At 62.4% G+C, this 16,120-nt stretch carries 15 protein-coding genes; 3 read left to right on the top strand and 12 right to left on the bottom strand.

The annotated features are described in order from the left end of the window. Nucleotides 1–102 precede the first annotated feature (102 nt). From murI to queG, 3 genes are all read right to left on the bottom strand, one after another. A complete protein-coding gene (gene murI / locus ACE3RX_RS19490) occupies nt 103–912 on the bottom strand; it encodes a glutamate racemase (RefSeq protein ID WP_374486629.1) in 810 nt (269 codons plus the stop codon). A gap of 66 nt (nt 913–978) precedes the next feature. Next, a complete protein-coding gene (locus ACE3RX_RS19485) occupies nt 979–1,755 on the bottom strand; it encodes a hypothetical protein (RefSeq protein ID WP_374486652.1) in 777 nt (258 codons plus the stop codon). Nucleotides 1,756–1,763: 8 nt separating this feature from the next. Next, complete coding sequence (gene queG, locus ACE3RX_RS19480; protein WP_374486628.1) at nt 1,764–2,861, bottom strand: tRNA epoxyqueuosine(34) reductase QueG; 1,098 nt, start codon at nt 2,859–2,861, stop codon at nt 1,764–1,766. On the opposite strand from queG, the gene tsaE reads away from it, so the two are divergent. Together tsaE and ACE3RX_RS19470 are read left to right on the top strand one after the other, a co-directional pair. Next, nucleotides 2,844–3,353 (top strand): tRNA (adenosine(37)-N6)-threonylcarbamoyltransferase complex ATPase subunit type 1 TsaE, encoded by a 510-nt coding sequence (gene tsaE, locus ACE3RX_RS19475; protein ID WP_374486651.1) that lies wholly within the window; start codon nt 2,844–2,846, stop codon nt 3,351–3,353. The two genes, queG and tsaE, sit on opposite strands and share 18 nt — an antisense overlap. Before the next feature lie 23 nt (nt 3,354–3,376). Then, the gene (locus tag ACE3RX_RS19470; RefSeq protein WP_374486650.1) at nt 3,377–4,741 is read left to right on the top strand and encodes an N-acetylmuramoyl-L-alanine amidase; all 1,365 of its coding nucleotides are present in this window, start codon (nt 3,377–3,379) and stop codon (nt 4,739–4,741) included. A 24-nt stretch (nt 4,742–4,765) separates the two neighbouring features. Here the strand turns inward: ACE3RX_RS19470 and ACE3RX_RS19465 are convergent, their stop codons facing one another. The 8 genes from ACE3RX_RS19465 to ACE3RX_RS19430 form a co-directional block, all read right to left on the bottom strand. Next, the gene (locus tag ACE3RX_RS19465; protein ID WP_374486627.1) at nt 4,766–7,123 is read right to left on the bottom strand and encodes a GspE/PulE family protein; all 2,358 of its coding nucleotides are present in this window, start codon (nt 7,121–7,123) and stop codon (nt 4,766–4,768) included. Nucleotides 7,124–7,226: 103 nt separating this feature from the next. Beyond that, nucleotides 7,227–7,997, bottom strand: coding sequence for a 3',5'-cyclic-nucleotide phosphodiesterase (locus ACE3RX_RS19460; RefSeq protein WP_374486626.1), 771 nt, complete (start codon nt 7,995–7,997; stop codon nt 7,227–7,229). A gap of 141 nt (nt 7,998–8,138) precedes the next feature. Next, a complete protein-coding gene (locus ACE3RX_RS19455) occupies nt 8,139–8,822 on the bottom strand; it encodes an FHA domain-containing protein (RefSeq protein ID WP_374486625.1) in 684 nt (227 codons plus the stop codon). A gap of 24 nt (nt 8,823–8,846) precedes the next feature. Continuing rightward, nucleotides 8,847–9,596 (bottom strand): PP2C family serine/threonine-protein phosphatase, encoded by a 750-nt coding sequence (locus tag ACE3RX_RS19450; protein WP_374486624.1) that lies wholly within the window; start codon nt 9,594–9,596, stop codon nt 8,847–8,849. Nucleotides 9,597–9,649: 53 nt separating this feature from the next. Further along, on the bottom strand, nt 9,650–10,348 hold the full coding sequence (locus ACE3RX_RS19445; protein ID WP_374486623.1) for a TerC family protein: 699 nt from the start codon (nt 10,346–10,348) through the stop codon (nt 9,650–9,652). 95 nt (nt 10,349–10,443) lie between these two features. Then, nucleotides 10,444–11,337 (bottom strand): succinate--CoA ligase subunit alpha, encoded by an 894-nt coding sequence (sucD, locus tag ACE3RX_RS19440; RefSeq protein ID WP_374486622.1) that lies wholly within the window; start codon nt 11,335–11,337, stop codon nt 10,444–10,446. Between the two features lie 11 nt (nt 11,338–11,348). Continuing rightward, complete coding sequence (sucC, locus tag ACE3RX_RS19435; protein WP_374486621.1) at nt 11,349–12,509, bottom strand: ADP-forming succinate--CoA ligase subunit beta; 1,161 nt, start codon at nt 12,507–12,509, stop codon at nt 11,349–11,351. A gap of 285 nt (nt 12,510–12,794) precedes the next feature. Further along, entirely contained in the window at nt 12,795–13,352 is a 558-nt protein-coding gene (locus tag ACE3RX_RS19430) for a DUF2889 domain-containing protein (protein WP_374486620.1), read from the bottom strand. Nucleotides 13,353–13,572: 220 nt separating this feature from the next. On the opposite strand from ACE3RX_RS19430, the gene ACE3RX_RS19425 reads away from it, so the two are divergent. Next, nucleotides 13,573–15,318: a FimV family protein gene (locus ACE3RX_RS19425; protein ID WP_374486619.1), complete on the top strand. Its 1,746-nt coding sequence runs from the start codon at nt 13,573–13,575 to the stop codon at nt 15,316–15,318. Here the strand turns inward: ACE3RX_RS19425 and ACE3RX_RS19420 are convergent, their stop codons facing one another. Further along, nucleotides 15,319–16,065, bottom strand: a complete 747-nt coding sequence (locus tag ACE3RX_RS19420) for a Nif3-like dinuclear metal center hexameric protein (RefSeq protein WP_374486618.1) — start codon at nt 16,063–16,065, stop codon at nt 15,319–15,321. Nucleotides 16,066–16,120: the final 55 nt, after the last annotated feature.

The following is a 16,120-nucleotide window of genomic DNA, read 5'->3' as shown; positions in this document are numbered from 1 at the left end:
ACGCAGCCTTTTTTCAATGAAGACGAAGAACTCCTCCTGTGGAGGCGAATTCATTCGCCCCTCAGGAGACACAGTCCTCCCGAGCGGGGTGCCTCGCTTTCGTTACCAGTCCACCTTCTGCACCAGCCCCAATGAACGCCCGAGAAAACGCTCACCGATGGTCTGGAAGCGCAGGGGGATGTCGGTGACGGTATAGCGGTATGTAGACAAGCTGTCACCCGGATTGGCGATACCCATCTCGCTGAGCGTACGTGCAGCCTGCTCAGCGACGGTAATGGCCGAATCGACCAGATGCACGTCGGGCCCGACCACGTCCTGCAACAGGGGCTTGATCAGCGGGTAATGGGTACAGCCGAGGACCAGCGTATCCACGTTTTCCGCCAGTACCGGCTTGAGGTATTCCTGGGCCGTCAGGCGGGTGACTTCGTGCTCCAGCCAACCCTCCTCAACCAGCGGCACGAAGAGCGGGCAGGCCTGGGAATACACGCGCACACTGGGGTCGATGGCATGCATGCGGCGCGCGTAGGCATTGCTATTCACAGTGGTCGGCGTACCGATCACGCCGATCGCCCGCGAGCGGGATTCGGCCACCGCAGCCCGCGCACCGGCGTCGATCACATCGAGCACCGGAATGCCGCCAGCCTTCTGCTTGACCACCTGGGCCGCCACCGCCGCCATCGTGTTGCACGCGATGATCAGCATCTTGACGCCCTGCTCGAGCAGGTAATCGGTGATCTGGCCAGTGAAGTGCTCGATGGTCGCCACCGACTTCACGCCATAGGGAACGCGAGCCGTATCGCCGAAATAGACGATATTCTCGAGGGGCAGGCGCTCCATCAGCGCACGCACGACGGTTAGACCACCCACGCCGGAGTCGAAGACTCCGATGGGCAGCTTGCCAGGATCAGACATGGAAATGCAGCGGAAAGAGAAGCAGCGATTCTACGCCAGCCGGCCCCATGAAGAGAGGCCGACGACTCAGTTCTTGAGACGTTCGATCATCTCCAGCTCTTCTTCAGGCGTGAAGGCGAACTTGTAGATCGATTTCTCATCGGGCAGCTCACGCCAGCGTCCGCCAATTTCCTGCATGCGCCGCTCGATGCGCTCACAAGATATATGCATCAGCAGGGCCGGCGCCTTGACCCGCTCGCACATACGCTCCTCGCCCAGCTGGCGGAACTCCAGCATCTTCTCGTAGAAATCCCGATGCCTCGGATTGATCTCGATAAGGATGTCCGTGCACCCCTTGACGCGGGCCGAATAGATATAAAGCAGGTTGAACAGGGACGCAATGAGGCGCTTGGATCGGGCCGACGGGTCAATCGCGAAACGCCCGAACTCGCATAGTTTACGTCCCTGTGAACGTAGGCGCGCGGCCTCGGCGCCATAGGTGCTATCAAGCGCCAGCCCGGCGGGCGAATCCACATTAACCGTGAGGGTCGCATAGACGCGGCCGAACAGCTCTGCATTCATCGTCAGTTGATTCGGCTCGTCCATTGAGCCCAGCTGGCCATAGCCACGCCAAGCATAGCGCTTCTGGATCAACAGTTCCGTCTCACGACGACGCTCGCCATCACGCATCAGCATCTTGATGCGGAACTTGTCCGGCCGATGGCTGGGCGCATCAACCTTTGGATCGTCTTCAGCGATGCACAGGGGATCGAAGCGCCACGACTCCATGGCAGTCACTTCCGCCAGGGTTTGCGGAGCAGGCGTCACTTGCTCGGGAAGTTTTGGCTGTTTTCGGAACATCATCACTAAGACTATATCGCGGCATCCGCAGGCAATGTATCGTGCTGTTTCAAGGCCCACATGATATGTTCCGCCAGCAGCGGCGATGCCCCTGCCAGGCGGGCCTGCAGAGCCTGCCTGACTTCGGCCCCGTGGGGCGCATTGCCCAGTGCCACGGCCAGGTTTCGCGACCAACGCTCATAACCTATACGGTATATCGGACTGCCAGCCATACGTTCGAGAAAATCCCTTTCTGTCCAATGGAATAACTCTACCAGCTTTGCATGACCAAGCCCATGCCGGGGCGCAAATTCCGCTTCCGCCGTGGGCTTTGCAAAGCGATTCCATGGGCATGCAAGCTGGCAGTCGTCACAACCATATATACGGTTCCCAATTGCCTTGCGAAATTCCAACGGTATTTCTTCTTTTAGCTCGATGGTGAGATAGGAAATACACCGCCGGGCGTCCACCTGATAAGGTGCCACTATCGCCTGGGTTGGGCACAGGTCGATGCACGCAGAACAACGGCCACAATGAGGCTTGACAGCCTGATCCACCGGCAGCGGCAGATCGGTGTAGATCTCTCCCAGGAAAAAGAACGAACCGGCGTGCCGGGACAGCAGCAAGCTGTGCTTACCACGCCAGCCCAACCCGGCCTTGTCGGCCAGCGCAACCTCCATCACCGGCGCGGAATCCACGAACACCCGGTATCCGTGGGGTGCCTCTTCGGCGATCTGATCTGCCAACTTCTGCAAGCGTGCGCGCAAGACCTTGTGGTAATCCCGCCCGAGCGCATAACGCGACACATAGGCCCGGGACGAATCCGCAAGCACTTCAGCAGCCGGCTCAGCCTCCGGCCAGTAGGACATATGAACCGAAATGACCCGTTGCGTTCCTGGCACCAGTTCGGCGGGACGGAAACGCTTGGTCCCGTGTTTGTACATATAATCCATTTGCCCGTGAAAACCGGCCGCGAGCCAACTTTCCAGGCCGGCGCCGGAATCTTCTAGGTCAAGATCCGCAATACCCGCTTCTTCGAAACCCAGGGCTCGTGCCCAGCCCTTGATCCGTCCCGCCAGGGATGTCAGATCGCTTTGTCCAGCAGAAGGATCATCGTGTCTCACGCTCATCCCAATCATGATAACGCCCCCGAAGGGAGCCTGTACCTCGCCGATGAGAGCGCCACGCTCGCTGCCGGCGAGCAGCTGGCAAACGCCCTCCCCGGTCGCCTGACGGTCTTCTTGTGCGGTGACCTGGGAGCAGGCAAGACCACACTCACCCGTGGCCTGCTACGCGGTCTCGGCTTCACCGGAAAGGTGAAGAGCCCAACATATACCTTGGTCGAACCGTATAAAGATTCTAGAATTGTCGTATATCACTTTGATTTTTATCGCTTCACCCACGCAGAAGAATTTCTCGAGGCTGGACTGGAAGAATACTTCGAAGGCGACGGCATTCGTATTGTGGAGTGGCCTGATCGCGCACAACCCTATCTTCCGGCAGCAGATCTCGAAATTCTCTTGCAGGTATCCGCCGATGGCGGCCGCAGGCTGGAACTGCGGCCGTTGAGCGGAGAAGGTCATACATGCCTGGAACGTTTCGCCACATCACGAACCCACTGAATCCCCTTAGCGTCGACGCGGCCATGCGCCGGCGCTTCATCGGCTCGGCCGGCGCCAGCCTGCTCCTGCTGGTCAGCCCACTGGGCCGGGCTGCCCAGAGCAGCGTCCTGGCGGTGCGAGTCTGGCCGGCCAAGGACTACACCCGCATCACGCTGGAAAGCCGGGATAGTCTCAACTTCACCCATCAGCTGGTGCACAAGCCGGAACGGCTGGTTGTCGACCTGGAAGGCGTCGAGCTCAACGAGGTGCTGCAGTCCCTGCCCACCAAGATCACCGGGCAGGATCCGTACATCCAGCTGATCCGCGCGGGACGCAACCGCCCGGGTGTCGTGCGGCTGGTCATCGAACTGAAGGCAGAGATCAGCCCGCAGGTGTTCACGCTCAAGCCGGTCGGCGAATACGGCCACCGCCTGGTCCTCGACCTCTATCCGACCGAGCCGGTGGATCCGCTGCTGGCATTACTCGAGAAGATCACGCCCGAAGAAGCAGTAGTCGGTGGCGCCCAACCGCCCCAGCGGCCGGAAAAACCGGAGGAGCCGCGCAAGGCCGTCGAGGTCGCGCGCAAGCCGCCGGAGCAGCTGCAGAAACGGGAAGCAACGAGCACCGAACCGCCACCGCAGCAGGCCGCTCGCCCCACCGCCAAGCCAACCGAAGAGGACGCTGGCGTCAGCCGTCTGATCACGATCACCATCGACCCCGGTCATGGCGGCGAGGATCCGGGCGCAGTCGGCGCGGCCGGCAGCTACGAAAAGCACGTGACCCTGTCGGTGGGCAAGCGCTTGAAAGCCAAGATCGACGCCGAACCCAACATGCGGGCGATGCTCACCCGCGATGCGGACTACTTCGTGCCGCTGCAGCAGCGCGTCGCCAAGGCCCGCCGGGTGCAGGCCGACCTTTTCGTATCAATCCACGCCGACGCCTTCATCAGCCCGACCGCCCGCGGCAGCTCGGTCTTCGTGCTATCGGAAAAGGGGGCGTCGAGCACTGCCGCACGCTGGCTGGCCCAGAAGGAAAACGCGGCGGACCTGATCGGTGGCGTCAATATCGGCGTGAAGGACGACCACCTCGCCCGCACGCTGCTCGACCTGTCGCAGACCGCCGCTCTCAACGACAGCATGAAGGTCGGCAAGGCCGTGCTGGGAGAACTGGGCGGCATCAATCGCCTGCACAAGGGCGAAGTCGAACAGGCGAGCTTTGCCGTGCTGAAAGCCCCCGACATCCCGTCCATCCTGGTGGAGACCGCCTTCATCTCCAACCCGGATGAGGAAGCCAAGCTCAACGACGAGGCCTACCAGGACCGCATGGCGGAGGCCATCCTGCGGGGCCTGCGCCGCTATTTTGCAAAGAATCCGCCGATGGCCAAATCCAAGCTGGCCCGCCTCGATTGAACAGACGGGCTCCGGTGAGCAGGGTCAACGGATGCAGACCTTGCTCACCTGCTTGAGATCCGTCAGGCCGGCCAGCACCTTCTCGATGCCGTCCTGGCGCAGGGTCCGCATCCCCTCCTCGAGCGCCGTACTTAGCAGCAGCGCAACCCGGCTGCGCCCCTGGATCAATTCCTTGATCCGGTCCGTCCCGATCATCAGCTCATGCAGCCCGAGCCGGCCCTTGTACCCGCCGGTACAGTGCTCACAGCCTTGCGGGGCATACAGGGTGAAGCGACCCTGTGCATCCGCGTAACGCTGACGCCAGCCGTTGAGGATGTTGCCACGGGCGCCAACCGGATCTTCCTGAAAGGCCGTGGTGTTGCGCAGCTCCTCGCAGAACTCATCGAGCAGGTGACGGATTTCGGCCTCTTCCGGGTGATAGGGCTGCTTGCACTTTCCGCACAGACGCTTGGCCAGGCGCTGGGCCAGAACGCCAAGCAGTGCATCGGAAAAGTTGAAGGGGTCCATGCCCATGTCAAGCAACCGCACTACCGACTCCGGCGCACTGTTGGTATGCAGGGTACTGAACACCAGATGGCCTGTCAGTGATGCTTCCAGACCGATGGAGACGGTCTCCTTGTCACGCATTTCACCGACCATGATCACATCCGGGTCGGCCCGCAGGAAGGAACGCATCACCGTCGGGAAATCGAGCCCAGCCTTGCGATTCACCTGAACCTGGCGCAGCCCCTTCTGGGTGATTTCAACAGGATCCTCAGCCGTCCAGATCTTGGTGTCCGGAGTATTGATGGAGCCCAGAATGGAATGCAGGGTCGTCGTCTTGCCCGACCCGGTCGGCCCACACACGAAGAAAATGCCGTAGGGCTTGGCGATCGTCTGCTGGAGACGGGTGAAGTTGTGCTCCAGCAGTCCCAGCTGATCGAGGGGCAAGGGTTCGCTGTTGGCCAGCAATCGCATCACCACGTCTTCCATGCCACCCGTGGTGGGAATCGTGGCAACCCGCAGTTCGATGTCGAGGGGGGCGAAGCGGCGGAACCTGATCTTGCCGTCCTGTGGCTTGCGCCGCTCCGAGATGTCCAGGTCGCACATGATCTTGATGCGCGCGACGATCGGACTGCGGTAGCTGGCTGGAATCTCGATATAGGGCACCAGCGAGCCGTCCTTGCGGAAACGGATCTGGGTCTTTTCCTTGCCCGGTCGCGGCTCGATGTGGATATCCGACGCACCTTGGCGATGGGCGTCTATGATGATCCGGTTCACCAGCTTGACCAGCTCGTTGTCCGCCGCTGCCGATGCGTCATCCGCGGCGACGGCACCATCCCCGTCATCCTCCCCCATGTCGGACAACAGATCGTTCACCGACCCACCATCACCTCCTGCCGCAAACAGCTGAGCAACGGTCTGCATGAACTCCACATGGGTGGTCACGCAGAACACTGGCACCGCCTTTGGAAAGACGTTCTGCACGACGCGCGAGGCAGTCGCCTGCTCGGGGTCCGTGACCATCACCAGCAAGCCATCCGGCCCCTCCTCGAGCGGCAGCCACTCTGCCTGCAGCACGTACTCCTTCTTCAGGTTACGGAGCAGATCGAGCGGCCTGACGCGATTGGGGCGGAAAGGCTCGTAGGGCACACCGAAGAAGCGGGAAATCGCGCTGCCAATGTCTGCCGGCTTGACCCCGTACTCGGAGATCAGGAGCTGCTCGATCGAAATACCCTGCTCCCGCGCCTGGCTGGTTGCAGCCCCGAGCTCCTGCTCGGTCAGCTTGGCGTCGAACACCAAACCCTCATACTTGGATTTCGGCTGGATCAGCGCGTGACGACGCTGGGTAAAGGCAACCGCGAGCGTCTGGCCTAGCCCCTGGATACCCTCCTCGGCGACAACGGAAAACGCCTCACCGCTGCGGCTGTTTATGAGCTGGATCACACCCAGCACATCGCCGTCCTCCTGCCGGATCGGCGCCACCAGCATCTGGTGGGAGCGGTAGCCGGAACGCTCATCCACTTCCCGGCGGAACTCCATGCGCGGAGAAATGGCTTTCAGCGCCGCCTCATCGTAAACATCGGCGACGTTGAGCATTTTCCCGGTCAGCGCCACGTAGCCGGCCACGCTGTTCTCGGCAATGGGAAGGCGGATCGTGCGGATCGTCTGCAGGCCGGTCTTGACCCGCGACGAGATGGTGCTGCGGTTATCGTCCACGACGTAGATCGTCATGCGCTCGGCCGCAAACAGTGTGCAGATCTCCGACGACAGCTCAAAGATGATCTCATCTATGTTCTGCGTCGCATGAATCCGGTTGGTAACCGCCTGCAGCCCTTTGAAAAAGGCCAAGCGGCTCGCCACGTCACTGCCACCCATCCTGCCGGGAGCGCTGCTTCTCATAGGAATGTCATATCCGGAAAATAAACCGCCCCGCACGGGCGAAGAACCCGCTCACCTCCTCGCGGAGACAAGCGAACAAGCGCCTCAGCACACGTGCCCGGCGTCAAAGGACCAGCTCGAGACCGTTGTACAGCGCCTTAGGCTCGAACTGCCCGCAACTATCGGCGATCTCCTGCAGCGTCGTCTGCGCCCGGCTCGGCTTGAGGTGGGTAATCCACACCTCGGGCTTCGCCCTCACCTTTTCGAGGAACAAGGCCAGCAGGCTCGGGCACAGATGCCGGGAGGCCAGGGCCAGGTCCTGCTGCGCGTCGGGAAAGGCGGTTTCGATGATCAGATAGCGCAGGTCCGGGATCTCGTTGATGGCGGAAATCAGGGCGTCGGAATAAGCCGTATCACCGGAGAACACCAAGCTGCGACCGCTCTCAGCCAGCTGATAGGCCACCGCCGGGACCGTATGCAAGGCCGGCAGCATGGTGACCTGCCGCCCGCCACCCAGGCGAGCCGTTTCGCCGACCCTCATCTCCTGAAAACGCAGGAAAGGGTTGCCGCGATCGGGAATCGAGGAAAAATCAGGCCACACCAGCCAGTTGAATATGTGCGAGCGCAGGATCCGCAAAGTCTCGGGGGAGCCATGCACTACGATCGGCATCGAGCGCGCATCGCCGACCGTATCCACGAGCAACGGGATCATCGCAATGTGGTCGAGGTGGGCATGGGTCACAAATATGTGGTCGATGCACAGGAGCTCCTCGAACTCCAGGTCGCCTACGCCCGTGCCAGCATCGATCAGCACATCATGATCCACCAGCAGCGCCGTAGTGCGCTGACTGCGCCCACCGATACCGCCGCTGCACCCGAGAACCCTTATTTTCATTTTGCTCTCTCGGCACCTCTCGAGTGCGACCGGCCAAGCCGCCGGCCCTCGCGAATGGTCAGAAAGAAATTGATCGGACGCCAGGCCATGGGATGAGCCCCCCGCAAAGGCGCCCCGCTCCCCCAGCCCGTCACGTCCATCTCAAGTTTCGCTCTTCGTGAAGAACTCCATCTTGACGCCGGCAAGCTCAATCACGTCGTTATCATTCAGACGATGAGCCTGAGCATCCAGCGCACGTCCATTCACGACAGGAAAGACCGTCCCTTCCACATGGGTGATGAAATAACCGTGCGGACGGCGCGTGATGACTGCCACCTGGGAACCAGGCTTGCCGAGGGTCGTAAGCGATTTGGACAACTCAAGTGTCCGGCCGGCGTGGGCACCGCTGAGGATCTGGATCATCCCGAGGGCACCGACCGGCGCCGCCGCATTGGTGGCCGTCAGATCAGCCTGGGCACCGGACGGCAGCCCCGTATCGGTTGTGACGGCTGCCTGGGCATAACTCACAGCCTCATCCTGCTCGGCGCCAGGCGCGGTGCTGTCGGCAAGATATTTCAGCCGGTATTTTCCCAGCTCGATAACATCATTGTTCTTGAGGACATGCTTCTTGACCGGCTGCCCATTCACATAGGTGCCATTGGTGCTGTTCATGTCCTCAAGGAATGCGTCATTGAGGATGGTCACGATCGCCGCATGCTCGCCGCTGATCGCCAGATTGTCGATCTGGATGTCGTTGTGCGGTTTCCGGCCGATGGTCGTCCGCTCCTTTTCAAGAGCCATTTCTTTCAACACCAGACCATCCATGCTCAATATCAACCTGGGCATCACTCTTCCTATCGACAACCTGCCTCAACCAAGTTCGGTGCCGAGCCGCCCTTCATGGCGCGACGACACGATGACAACCGAAACATTATCCACGCCCCCCCGATCATTCGCCAGATCAACCAGATGCTCGGCCGCCAGCCTGGGCGAGCCGCCCAGCGCGTCAAGCACATCCGCGATTTCGCTGTCGGGAAGCATATCGGTCAACCCATCCGAGCAGAGGAGATAAATGTCACCATCCTGCAGCGGAAAACCGGCTACGTCGGCCTCGACGCAGGCCGCCACGCCAACCGCCCGGGTCAGCAGGCCGCGCAATGCGGCAGAGCCGGGAGCCAAAGGATCAATCATGCCCGCGTCGCTTTGCTCTCGCAATACGCTATGGTCGCGGGTCAGGCATTCGAACACCTCGTTCCGCCAGCGGTAGATACGCGAATCCCCCACATGGCACGCCAGCATGCAGGCCCGCACGGGGCTCAGCCAGACACCGGCCAGCGTGGTTCCCATGTGGCGCAGGAGCGGGTCCCGCAGGGCCTCTTCGTAAACGGACTGATTGGCCGCGGCAACCGCCATCCTCAAGTCCCCCACGCTCGGCACACCGTGGGCCACAACGTACTCCATGCAGCCCATCCAGGCTTCCACGGCAAGGCGGGAGGCTACCGCGCCCCCGGCGTGCCCGCCCATCCCATCGGCCAGCACCGCCAGGCCAAGCTCCTCGGCACAGCACACGTGATCCTCGTTGCGTGTACGAACACGCCCCCCATGGGACAGCATGGCCATGCGCCAACGCGTCGGTTGCAATTGATCCATGCCCGAAGTTTAGAAAATCCGCCTCAAAGAATCTGCCGCTCCGGCCCCCCCCCGGCGCGCTTGCGCAGCATCCGCGCCACACCCAGCACGAGGGCAATGCCTACCAGCCCTGCCAGAGGCCTCAACCAGCCGGGACGCTCAACCAGCACGACGCGCCACAACGGATCGTCGACAATCATGCCGCCCGCGACCCAGCCCAGCAAAGCCGCACCAAGGGTAACGATTACGGGGAAGCGCTCCATCGACTTCATGATGAACTGACTGGACCAGACGATGATCGGAATACTCACCGCCAGCCCGAGGCCGAGCAGCACAAGGCTGTCGCCCGCCGCGCCTGCCACGCCGATGACGTTGTCTACGCTCATCACGAAGTCGGCCACGATGATCGTCTTGACCGCGCCGGCCACCGAGGTTGCCGCATCGATTTCGTGCCCACCGTCGTCCTCGGGCAGCAACAACTTGGCTCCGATCCACAGCAGCACGAGCCCGCCGAGCAGCTTGAGCCAGGCCAAGCCAAGCAGGCTTGCTGCAAAGGCCGTCAGCACCACGCGCAGGCCGACAGCACCCGCCACGCCACAGAACACACCGATCCGCCGCTGTTCCGGCTGCAGTCGGCGGCAGGCCAGGGCGATCACCACCGCGTTATCACCGGACAACACCAAGTCGATGGCCACGATCTGCAGCAAACCCATCCAGAACGTCGGCACCAGAAACTCGGACATGTGAAACCCAACCGATAAAAAACGAGAACACCAAAAACAAAACCGCGCCTGCGGCTTCAGCCACGGGCGCGGTCTACATCAGGCAACGGACCTGATTACAGCATGGCCTTCAGCAGCTTGGCCATTTCGGACGGGTTGCGGGTCACCTTGAAGCCGCACTCTTCCATGATGGCGAGTTTGGCATCAGCGGTATCCGCGCCGCCGGAGATCAGCGCGCCAGCATGGCCCATGCGCTTGCCCGCGGGGGCAGTCACACCGGCGATGAAGCCGACGATCGGCTTCTTCATGTTGGCCTTGCACCACTGGGCAGCTTCGGCTTCGTCCGGACCGCCGATTTCGCCGATCATGATGACGGCGTCCGTATCCGGATCGTCGTTGAACATCTTCATGACGTCGATGTGCTTCAGACCGTTGATCGGGTCACCACCGATACCGACGGCGGAAGACTGGCCCAGACCGATTTCGGTCAGCTGGGCAACAGCTTCGTAGGTCAGGGTGCCGGAGCGGGAAACCACGCCGATGCGACCCTTGCGGTGGATGTGGCCCGGCATGATGCCGATCTTGATTTCATCAGGGGTGATGAGACCCGGGCAGTTCGGGCCCAGCAGCAGGGTTTCCTTGCCGCCGGCCGCAACCTTGGCCTTCATCTTGTTGCGCACTTCCAGCATGTCGCGGACGGGGATGCCTTCGGTGATGCAGATCGCCAGGTCCAGGTCGGCCTCGACGGCTTCCCAGATCGCAGCGGCTGCGCCAGCGGGCGGCACGTAGATCACGGACACGGTGGCGCCGGTTTCGGCAGCCGCTTCCTTGACGGACGCGTAGATGGGGATGTCGAAGATCTTCTCGCCAGCCTTCTTGGGGTTCACACCGGCGACGAAGCACTCCTTGCCATTCGCGTACTCCTGGCACTTCTCGGTGTGGAACTGACCGGTCTTGCCGGTGATGCCCTGGGTGATGACCTTGGTGTCTTTGTTGATCAGGATGGACATTCGCTAACTCCTTACTTGACCGCGTCGACGATCTTCTGGGCCGCTTCGGCCATGGTGTCGGCCGCGATGATCGGGAGGCCCGAATCGCGCAGGATTTGCTTGCCGATCTCTTCGTTGGTGCCCTTCATGCGGACGACCAGCGGGACGGACAGGTGCACTTCCTTGGCCGCGGTGACCACGCCGGTGGCAATGGTGTCGCAGCGCATGATGCCGCCGAAGATGTTGACGAGAATGCCCTTGACCTTGGGGTTCTTGAGCATGATCTTGAAGGCTTCGGTCACCTTCTCGGTCGTGGCGCCGCCACCGACGTCGAGGAAGTTGGCCGGCTCGGCGCCGAACAGCTTGATGGTGTCCATCGTGGCCATGGCCAGACCGGCACCGTTCACCAGACAGCCGATGTTGCCGTCCAGGGAGATGTAGGCCAGGTCGAACTTGGAGGCTTCGATTTCGTCCGGATCTTCTTCGTCCAGGTCACGCATCTCGACGATTTCGGGATGGCGGTACAGGGCGTTGGAGTCGAAGTTGAACTTGGCGTCCAGAGCCTTGATGGTGCCGTCGCCTTCGTGGATCAGCGGGTTGATTTCCGCCAGCGAAGCGTCGGTTTCCATGTAGGTGGTGTACAGCTTCTTAAAGGTGTCCACGGCTTGAGCCACGGAGCCTTCAGGAATGCCGATGCCCTTGGCCAGGGTCAGGGCTTGCTCGTCGGTCAGACCGGTGAGCGGATCGACGAAGACCTTGATGATCTTCTCGGGGGTGCTGTGTGCGACTTCCTCGATGTCCATGCCGCCTTCGGAGGAGGCCATGATCGCAACCTTCTGGGTCGCGCGGTCGGTCAGCGCAGCAACATAGTATTCGTGCTTGATGTCGGCGCCTTCCTCGATCAACAGATTACGCACCTTCTGGCCTTCCGGGCCGGTCTGGTGGGTGATCAGCTGCATGCCGAGGATCTGGCCAGCGTACTGGCGCACTTCGTCCAGGGACTTGGCGACTTTGACGCCACCGCCCTTGCCGCGCCCGCCGGCGTGGATCTGGGCCTTCACGACCCAAACCTTGCCACCCAGGGTTTCAGCTGCCTTGACCGCGTCGTCAACGGTCGTGCAGTGAATACCGCGCGGAACCGTTACGCCGAACTTCTTCAGGATTTGCTTGCCCTGATATTCGTGAATTTTCATGGTTGCCCTTCGATCGAAGTCTTGGCCTTATAAAGGCCGCTCACGCTTGGTTGATGGGACTCTTCGGGGTCAGCACGCACCCCGCGACACATACGCCGTTCTCCCTCGTCCAACGTATGTACCGCCCCGCTTTTCGCCCACCCGGCGTATGCGACCGGAGTGCTCGAAAAACAATCCTCTGCCGACCTACTTATTGACATGTCGGTATTTGGATCGTCCGATTATATACGAAACATCGTACACAACCGCTTTCACGCTGCACCGCACACCGACCGTCCTGCCGGCCTATGCCTGATCGAGCCTGCGGTACCAGCGCGGGTAATAGCGCATCACCGTCGGAGAGGTGGTTTCGAGAGCATGACAACGGTCGAGCTGGAAGGGCTTGCCGCCATCCTCACCCTCTCCCGTATCACGCCGGAAGGTGGCCACGGTCTGGATCGCCGCCGTCGGCAGGGAAGCCAGCAGCTCGGTGAGGTGGGAGCATCCCCGCACGTCACTGAACATCTCACTGACGGCCTTGCGGAAACCGCGCACGAGATTCAGGCCGATCAGGGCCCGATAGGCGGGCCCGATGGTGTCGCAACCACCGGGATAGGGCACCCACTCGGAGCAGGCTTCCACATCGACCACCTCGAATGAGGTATCGATGGTGACGCGGATAAACAAGTCATGAACCGGATCGCCGGCCCTGCGGATGCCGGAAGCAAGCAGATAGTCCGCCGCCTTCTCGTCGGTCAGGCGTGCGTCCAGGTCGAACATGCCGTCGTCCCTCAGGTAGCCCTGGACTTCGATGCGGCGGGTATGGGCAAGACTACGCCCGATGGCTGGCTTGGAAAGCGGCATGGATGATCAGAAAATGCTTTGACAGGAAACAGGCCGGAGAGTGATCACGGAAAAACCGTCGACCATTTCACGACACGTAACATTTGCCCCGGCCTCGCGGAAAACAAGGCTCCGCGCCTGACGGCAAACTTCACTAGAATATTGTATCGACTGCGGTACATCGGTGGATGCCGCAACGCACAACAATGAAACCGCGATCCCGTCGCCCCCGTCCCCATTGATGAATAGCGCGCACAAGCCCCCTGTCACACTCGCCGCGACGCTTGCTTTGCTCTTCGCCCCCAGCGTCATGGCGATGGGGCTGAGCGATCTTGTCGTCCACTCCGCGCTGGGGGAGCCGCTGCGCGCGGAAATCCGGCTGACCCGGGCGTCCGGGGAAGAGATCGACCCTGACTGCTTCCGGATTGCAGCCCCCTCGTCCGGCAACGACGACCTGCCGTGGCTCCGCGACGCACGGATTTCGCTCAGCGGCGAGCGCCTGCGCATCACGACTCGCGGCCCAGTCAATCATCCGGCTGCCATGCTGGGGCTGCGCATCGGCTGCGGAACGGAATTCCGCCGGGACTACCCGATCCTGCTGCAGCCGCCGATCGCCACCTCGACCGTTCCCACCGTCAGTCCGCCGGCACTCGAAGCGCCTGCGCGGCCCGCGATCAGTCGCCGCCTCGCCAGTGCGCCCCGCCCATCCCGCGGTGCGTCCGCGGCGGGCGTACGCAGTACGCGACAAGGCACGACACCTGGTCGCCCGCGTGGTCCGGTCGCCAAAGCCGGCGCCAGGAAGGGCACTCCCGGCGACCGGCTGGTCGTCAGCAAGGAGCGGACGCCACTCCGCCTCGAATACCGGCTGGCTCGAACGCCGGTCGCCCCCGAGACACCGACCCCTGCCAACCAACCCGGCAAGCTGCCCACCATTTCCGCCTACGACGAGAGCGTGGCGGCACAGCTCGAGCTCGACGAGAAGATCAAACGCCTGGAGGAATACCAGGCCGTACTGCGCAAACGCATCGCTGAACTGGACCAGCAACTGGCCGCTGGACAAGCCCCCGCGCCGAAAGCGCCCCCGGTCACAAAAGCCGCCCCCCCCCAGCCTGCCCCGGCAACGGAAGCCCAGAAGGACGCCCCAATCAACTGGCTCGGCGCACTTTTTGGCAGCATTCTTGCCGCGGCCGGCGGCGGCCTGGCCCTGCTGTTGATGCGCCGAAAGCGCCCCGAAGCCACTCCGTCGACCGCGGAGCTGGACTCCCGCCTGCCCGACGAACCCCACTTCCGTGTCGAGCCGGACGGTGTCCCCAGCCACGCGGAGGAGCCGGCGCCGCAGCCGGCGGTCCCGCCCGTGGCAGTGCCACTGACTCCGCGGCCGGAGTCCTACGCGCCGCCACCACCGGTTCCCGATGAATCCGCCGACTGGGCAGACCCGACCTTCGCGCCGGCCCATCCGATTCCTTTCGACGAAACCGTCGACGAGCAGGACTCTGCCCTTGAGCTGGCGGAGATCATGATGTCCTTCGGCCGTACCCAGGGCGCCGCCGAAACCCTCGCCGACTACATCCGCAGCAACCCGCGCCAGGCGGTCAAACCGTGGATCAAGCTGCTCGACGTCTACCACGTGGCCGGCATGCGGGCCGAGTTCGAGGCCCTCACACGCCAGCTCAACAAGACCTTCAACGTCAAGACGATTACCTGGGACGATTTCAAGGCCACCCGCAGCGCCCCCGACTCCGTCGAGCAGATGGGGCACGTGACGCAGCAGTTGCAGGAGCTGTGGGGCACCCAGGAAGCCCAGGTCTACATCCATCAGTTGCTGCGTGACAACCGCAACGGCACGCGGCAGGGCTTCCCCCTCAGCGTGGTCGAGGAACTCCTGCTCCTTCTCGCCGTCCTCGACGACACACTGGGCACCTACCGGCCGAACACCGAGCTCACCCTGGCCGAGATGGAACCACGCCCGGCCAGCAAGGCGGCCTGATCAGACCGGGTTGTCCACCTCGACGAACTCGGCTTCGATGCCGAAAGTCTCGGCGAGGTGGCGGCCCAGCGCCTGCACACCATAGCGTTCGCTGGCATGGTGCCCCACCGCCAGGTAGGCCACACCGGACTCCCGCGCCAGATGGGTCGTCTGCTCCGACACCTCACCCGAGACGAAGCAATCCACACCCGTGGCGATGGCCTGCTCGAAATAGCCCTGTGCCCCGCCGGTGCACCAGGCCACCCGCCGCACAAGCCGATCCACATCGCCTAGCACCAGCGGCTCGCGCCCCAGCCGCGCGGCGGCCTGGCGGGCCAACGCCGTCAGGCTGGTTTCATGGGGCAGCGAACCGGTCCAGCCCAGTTCCTGCTCGCCGAAACGCCCATCCGCCTGCCAACCCATCAGCTTGCCGAGCTGCGCGTTGTTGCCCAGCTCGGCATGGGCATCCAGCGGCAGATGGTAGGCGAACAGGTTGATGTCGTTGTTAAGCAGCGTCGCCAGCCGGCGCTTGCGCATGCCGGTGATGCGTCCTTCCTCGCCGCGCCAAAAGTAGCCGTGATGCACCAGCACCGCGTCCGCCCCCTTCGCCACAGCCGCATCAAGCAGCGCCTGGCTGGCCGTCACGCCACACACAATGCGGCGCACCTCGACCCGACCTTCCACCTGCAACCCGTTTGGGCAATAATCCTTGAATCCACCGACATCCAGCAGAGTGTCGAGATAACGCTGCAATTCGGCTCTGTTCATGGCCGCCTCCCCTTAACCCTTCAGAATTCCCGGACGCCCGCTGGCGTCTCCGGTC

The organism is Zoogloea sp. (genome assembly GCF_041914405.1).
Lineage (GTDB): Bacteria > Pseudomonadota > Gammaproteobacteria > Burkholderiales > Rhodocyclaceae > Zoogloea.
The sequence above is the reverse complement of the archived record's forward strand: the minus strand, read 5'-3'. Positions and strand labels throughout refer to the sequence as shown.

Excerpts from the sequence above, each read along its gene's own strand:
- murI (WP_374486629.1), bottom strand. The coding sequence starts at position 912 with ATGTCTGATCCTGGCAAGCTGCCCATCGGAGTCTTCGACTCCGGCGTG.
- ACE3RX_RS19485 (WP_374486652.1), bottom strand. The coding sequence starts at position 1,755 with ATGATGTTCCGAAAACAGCCAAAACTTCCCGAGCAAGTGACGCCTGCT.
- queG (WP_374486628.1), bottom strand. The coding sequence starts at position 2,861 with ATGAGCGTGAGACACGATGATCCTTCTGCTGGACAAAGCGATCTGACA.
- ACE3RX_RS19470 (WP_374486650.1), top strand. The coding sequence starts at position 3,377 with ATGCGCCGGCGCTTCATCGGCTCGGCCGGCGCCAGCCTGCTCCTGCTG.
- ACE3RX_RS19465 (WP_374486627.1), bottom strand. The coding sequence starts at position 7,123 with ATGAGAAGCAGCGCTCCCGGCAGGATGGGTGGCAGTGACGTGGCGAGC.
- ACE3RX_RS19460 (WP_374486626.1), bottom strand. The coding sequence starts at position 7,997 with ATGAAAATAAGGGTTCTCGGGTGCAGCGGCGGTATCGGTGGGCGCAGT.
- ACE3RX_RS19455 (WP_374486625.1), bottom strand. The coding sequence starts at position 8,822 with ATGCCCAGGTTGATATTGAGCATGGATGGTCTGGTGTTGAAAGAAATG.
- ACE3RX_RS19450 (WP_374486624.1), bottom strand. The coding sequence starts at position 9,596 with ATGGCCATGCTGTCCCATGGGGGGCGTGTTCGTACACGCAACGAGGAT.
- ACE3RX_RS19445 (WP_374486623.1), bottom strand. The coding sequence starts at position 10,348 with ATGTCCGAGTTTCTGGTGCCGACGTTCTGGATGGGTTTGCTGCAGATC.
- sucD (WP_374486622.1), bottom strand. The coding sequence starts at position 11,337 with ATGTCCATCCTGATCAACAAAGACACCAAGGTCATCACCCAGGGCATC.
- sucC (WP_374486621.1), bottom strand. The coding sequence starts at position 12,509 with ATGAAAATTCACGAATATCAGGGCAAGCAAATCCTGAAGAAGTTCGGC.
- ACE3RX_RS19430 (WP_374486620.1), bottom strand. The coding sequence starts at position 13,352 with ATGCCGCTTTCCAAGCCAGCCATCGGGCGTAGTCTTGCCCATACCCGC.
- ACE3RX_RS19425 (WP_374486619.1), top strand. The coding sequence starts at position 13,573 with ATGAATAGCGCGCACAAGCCCCCTGTCACACTCGCCGCGACGCTTGCT.
- ACE3RX_RS19420 (WP_374486618.1), bottom strand. The coding sequence starts at position 16,065 with ATGAACAGAGCCGAATTGCAGCGTTATCTCGACACTCTGCTGGATGTC.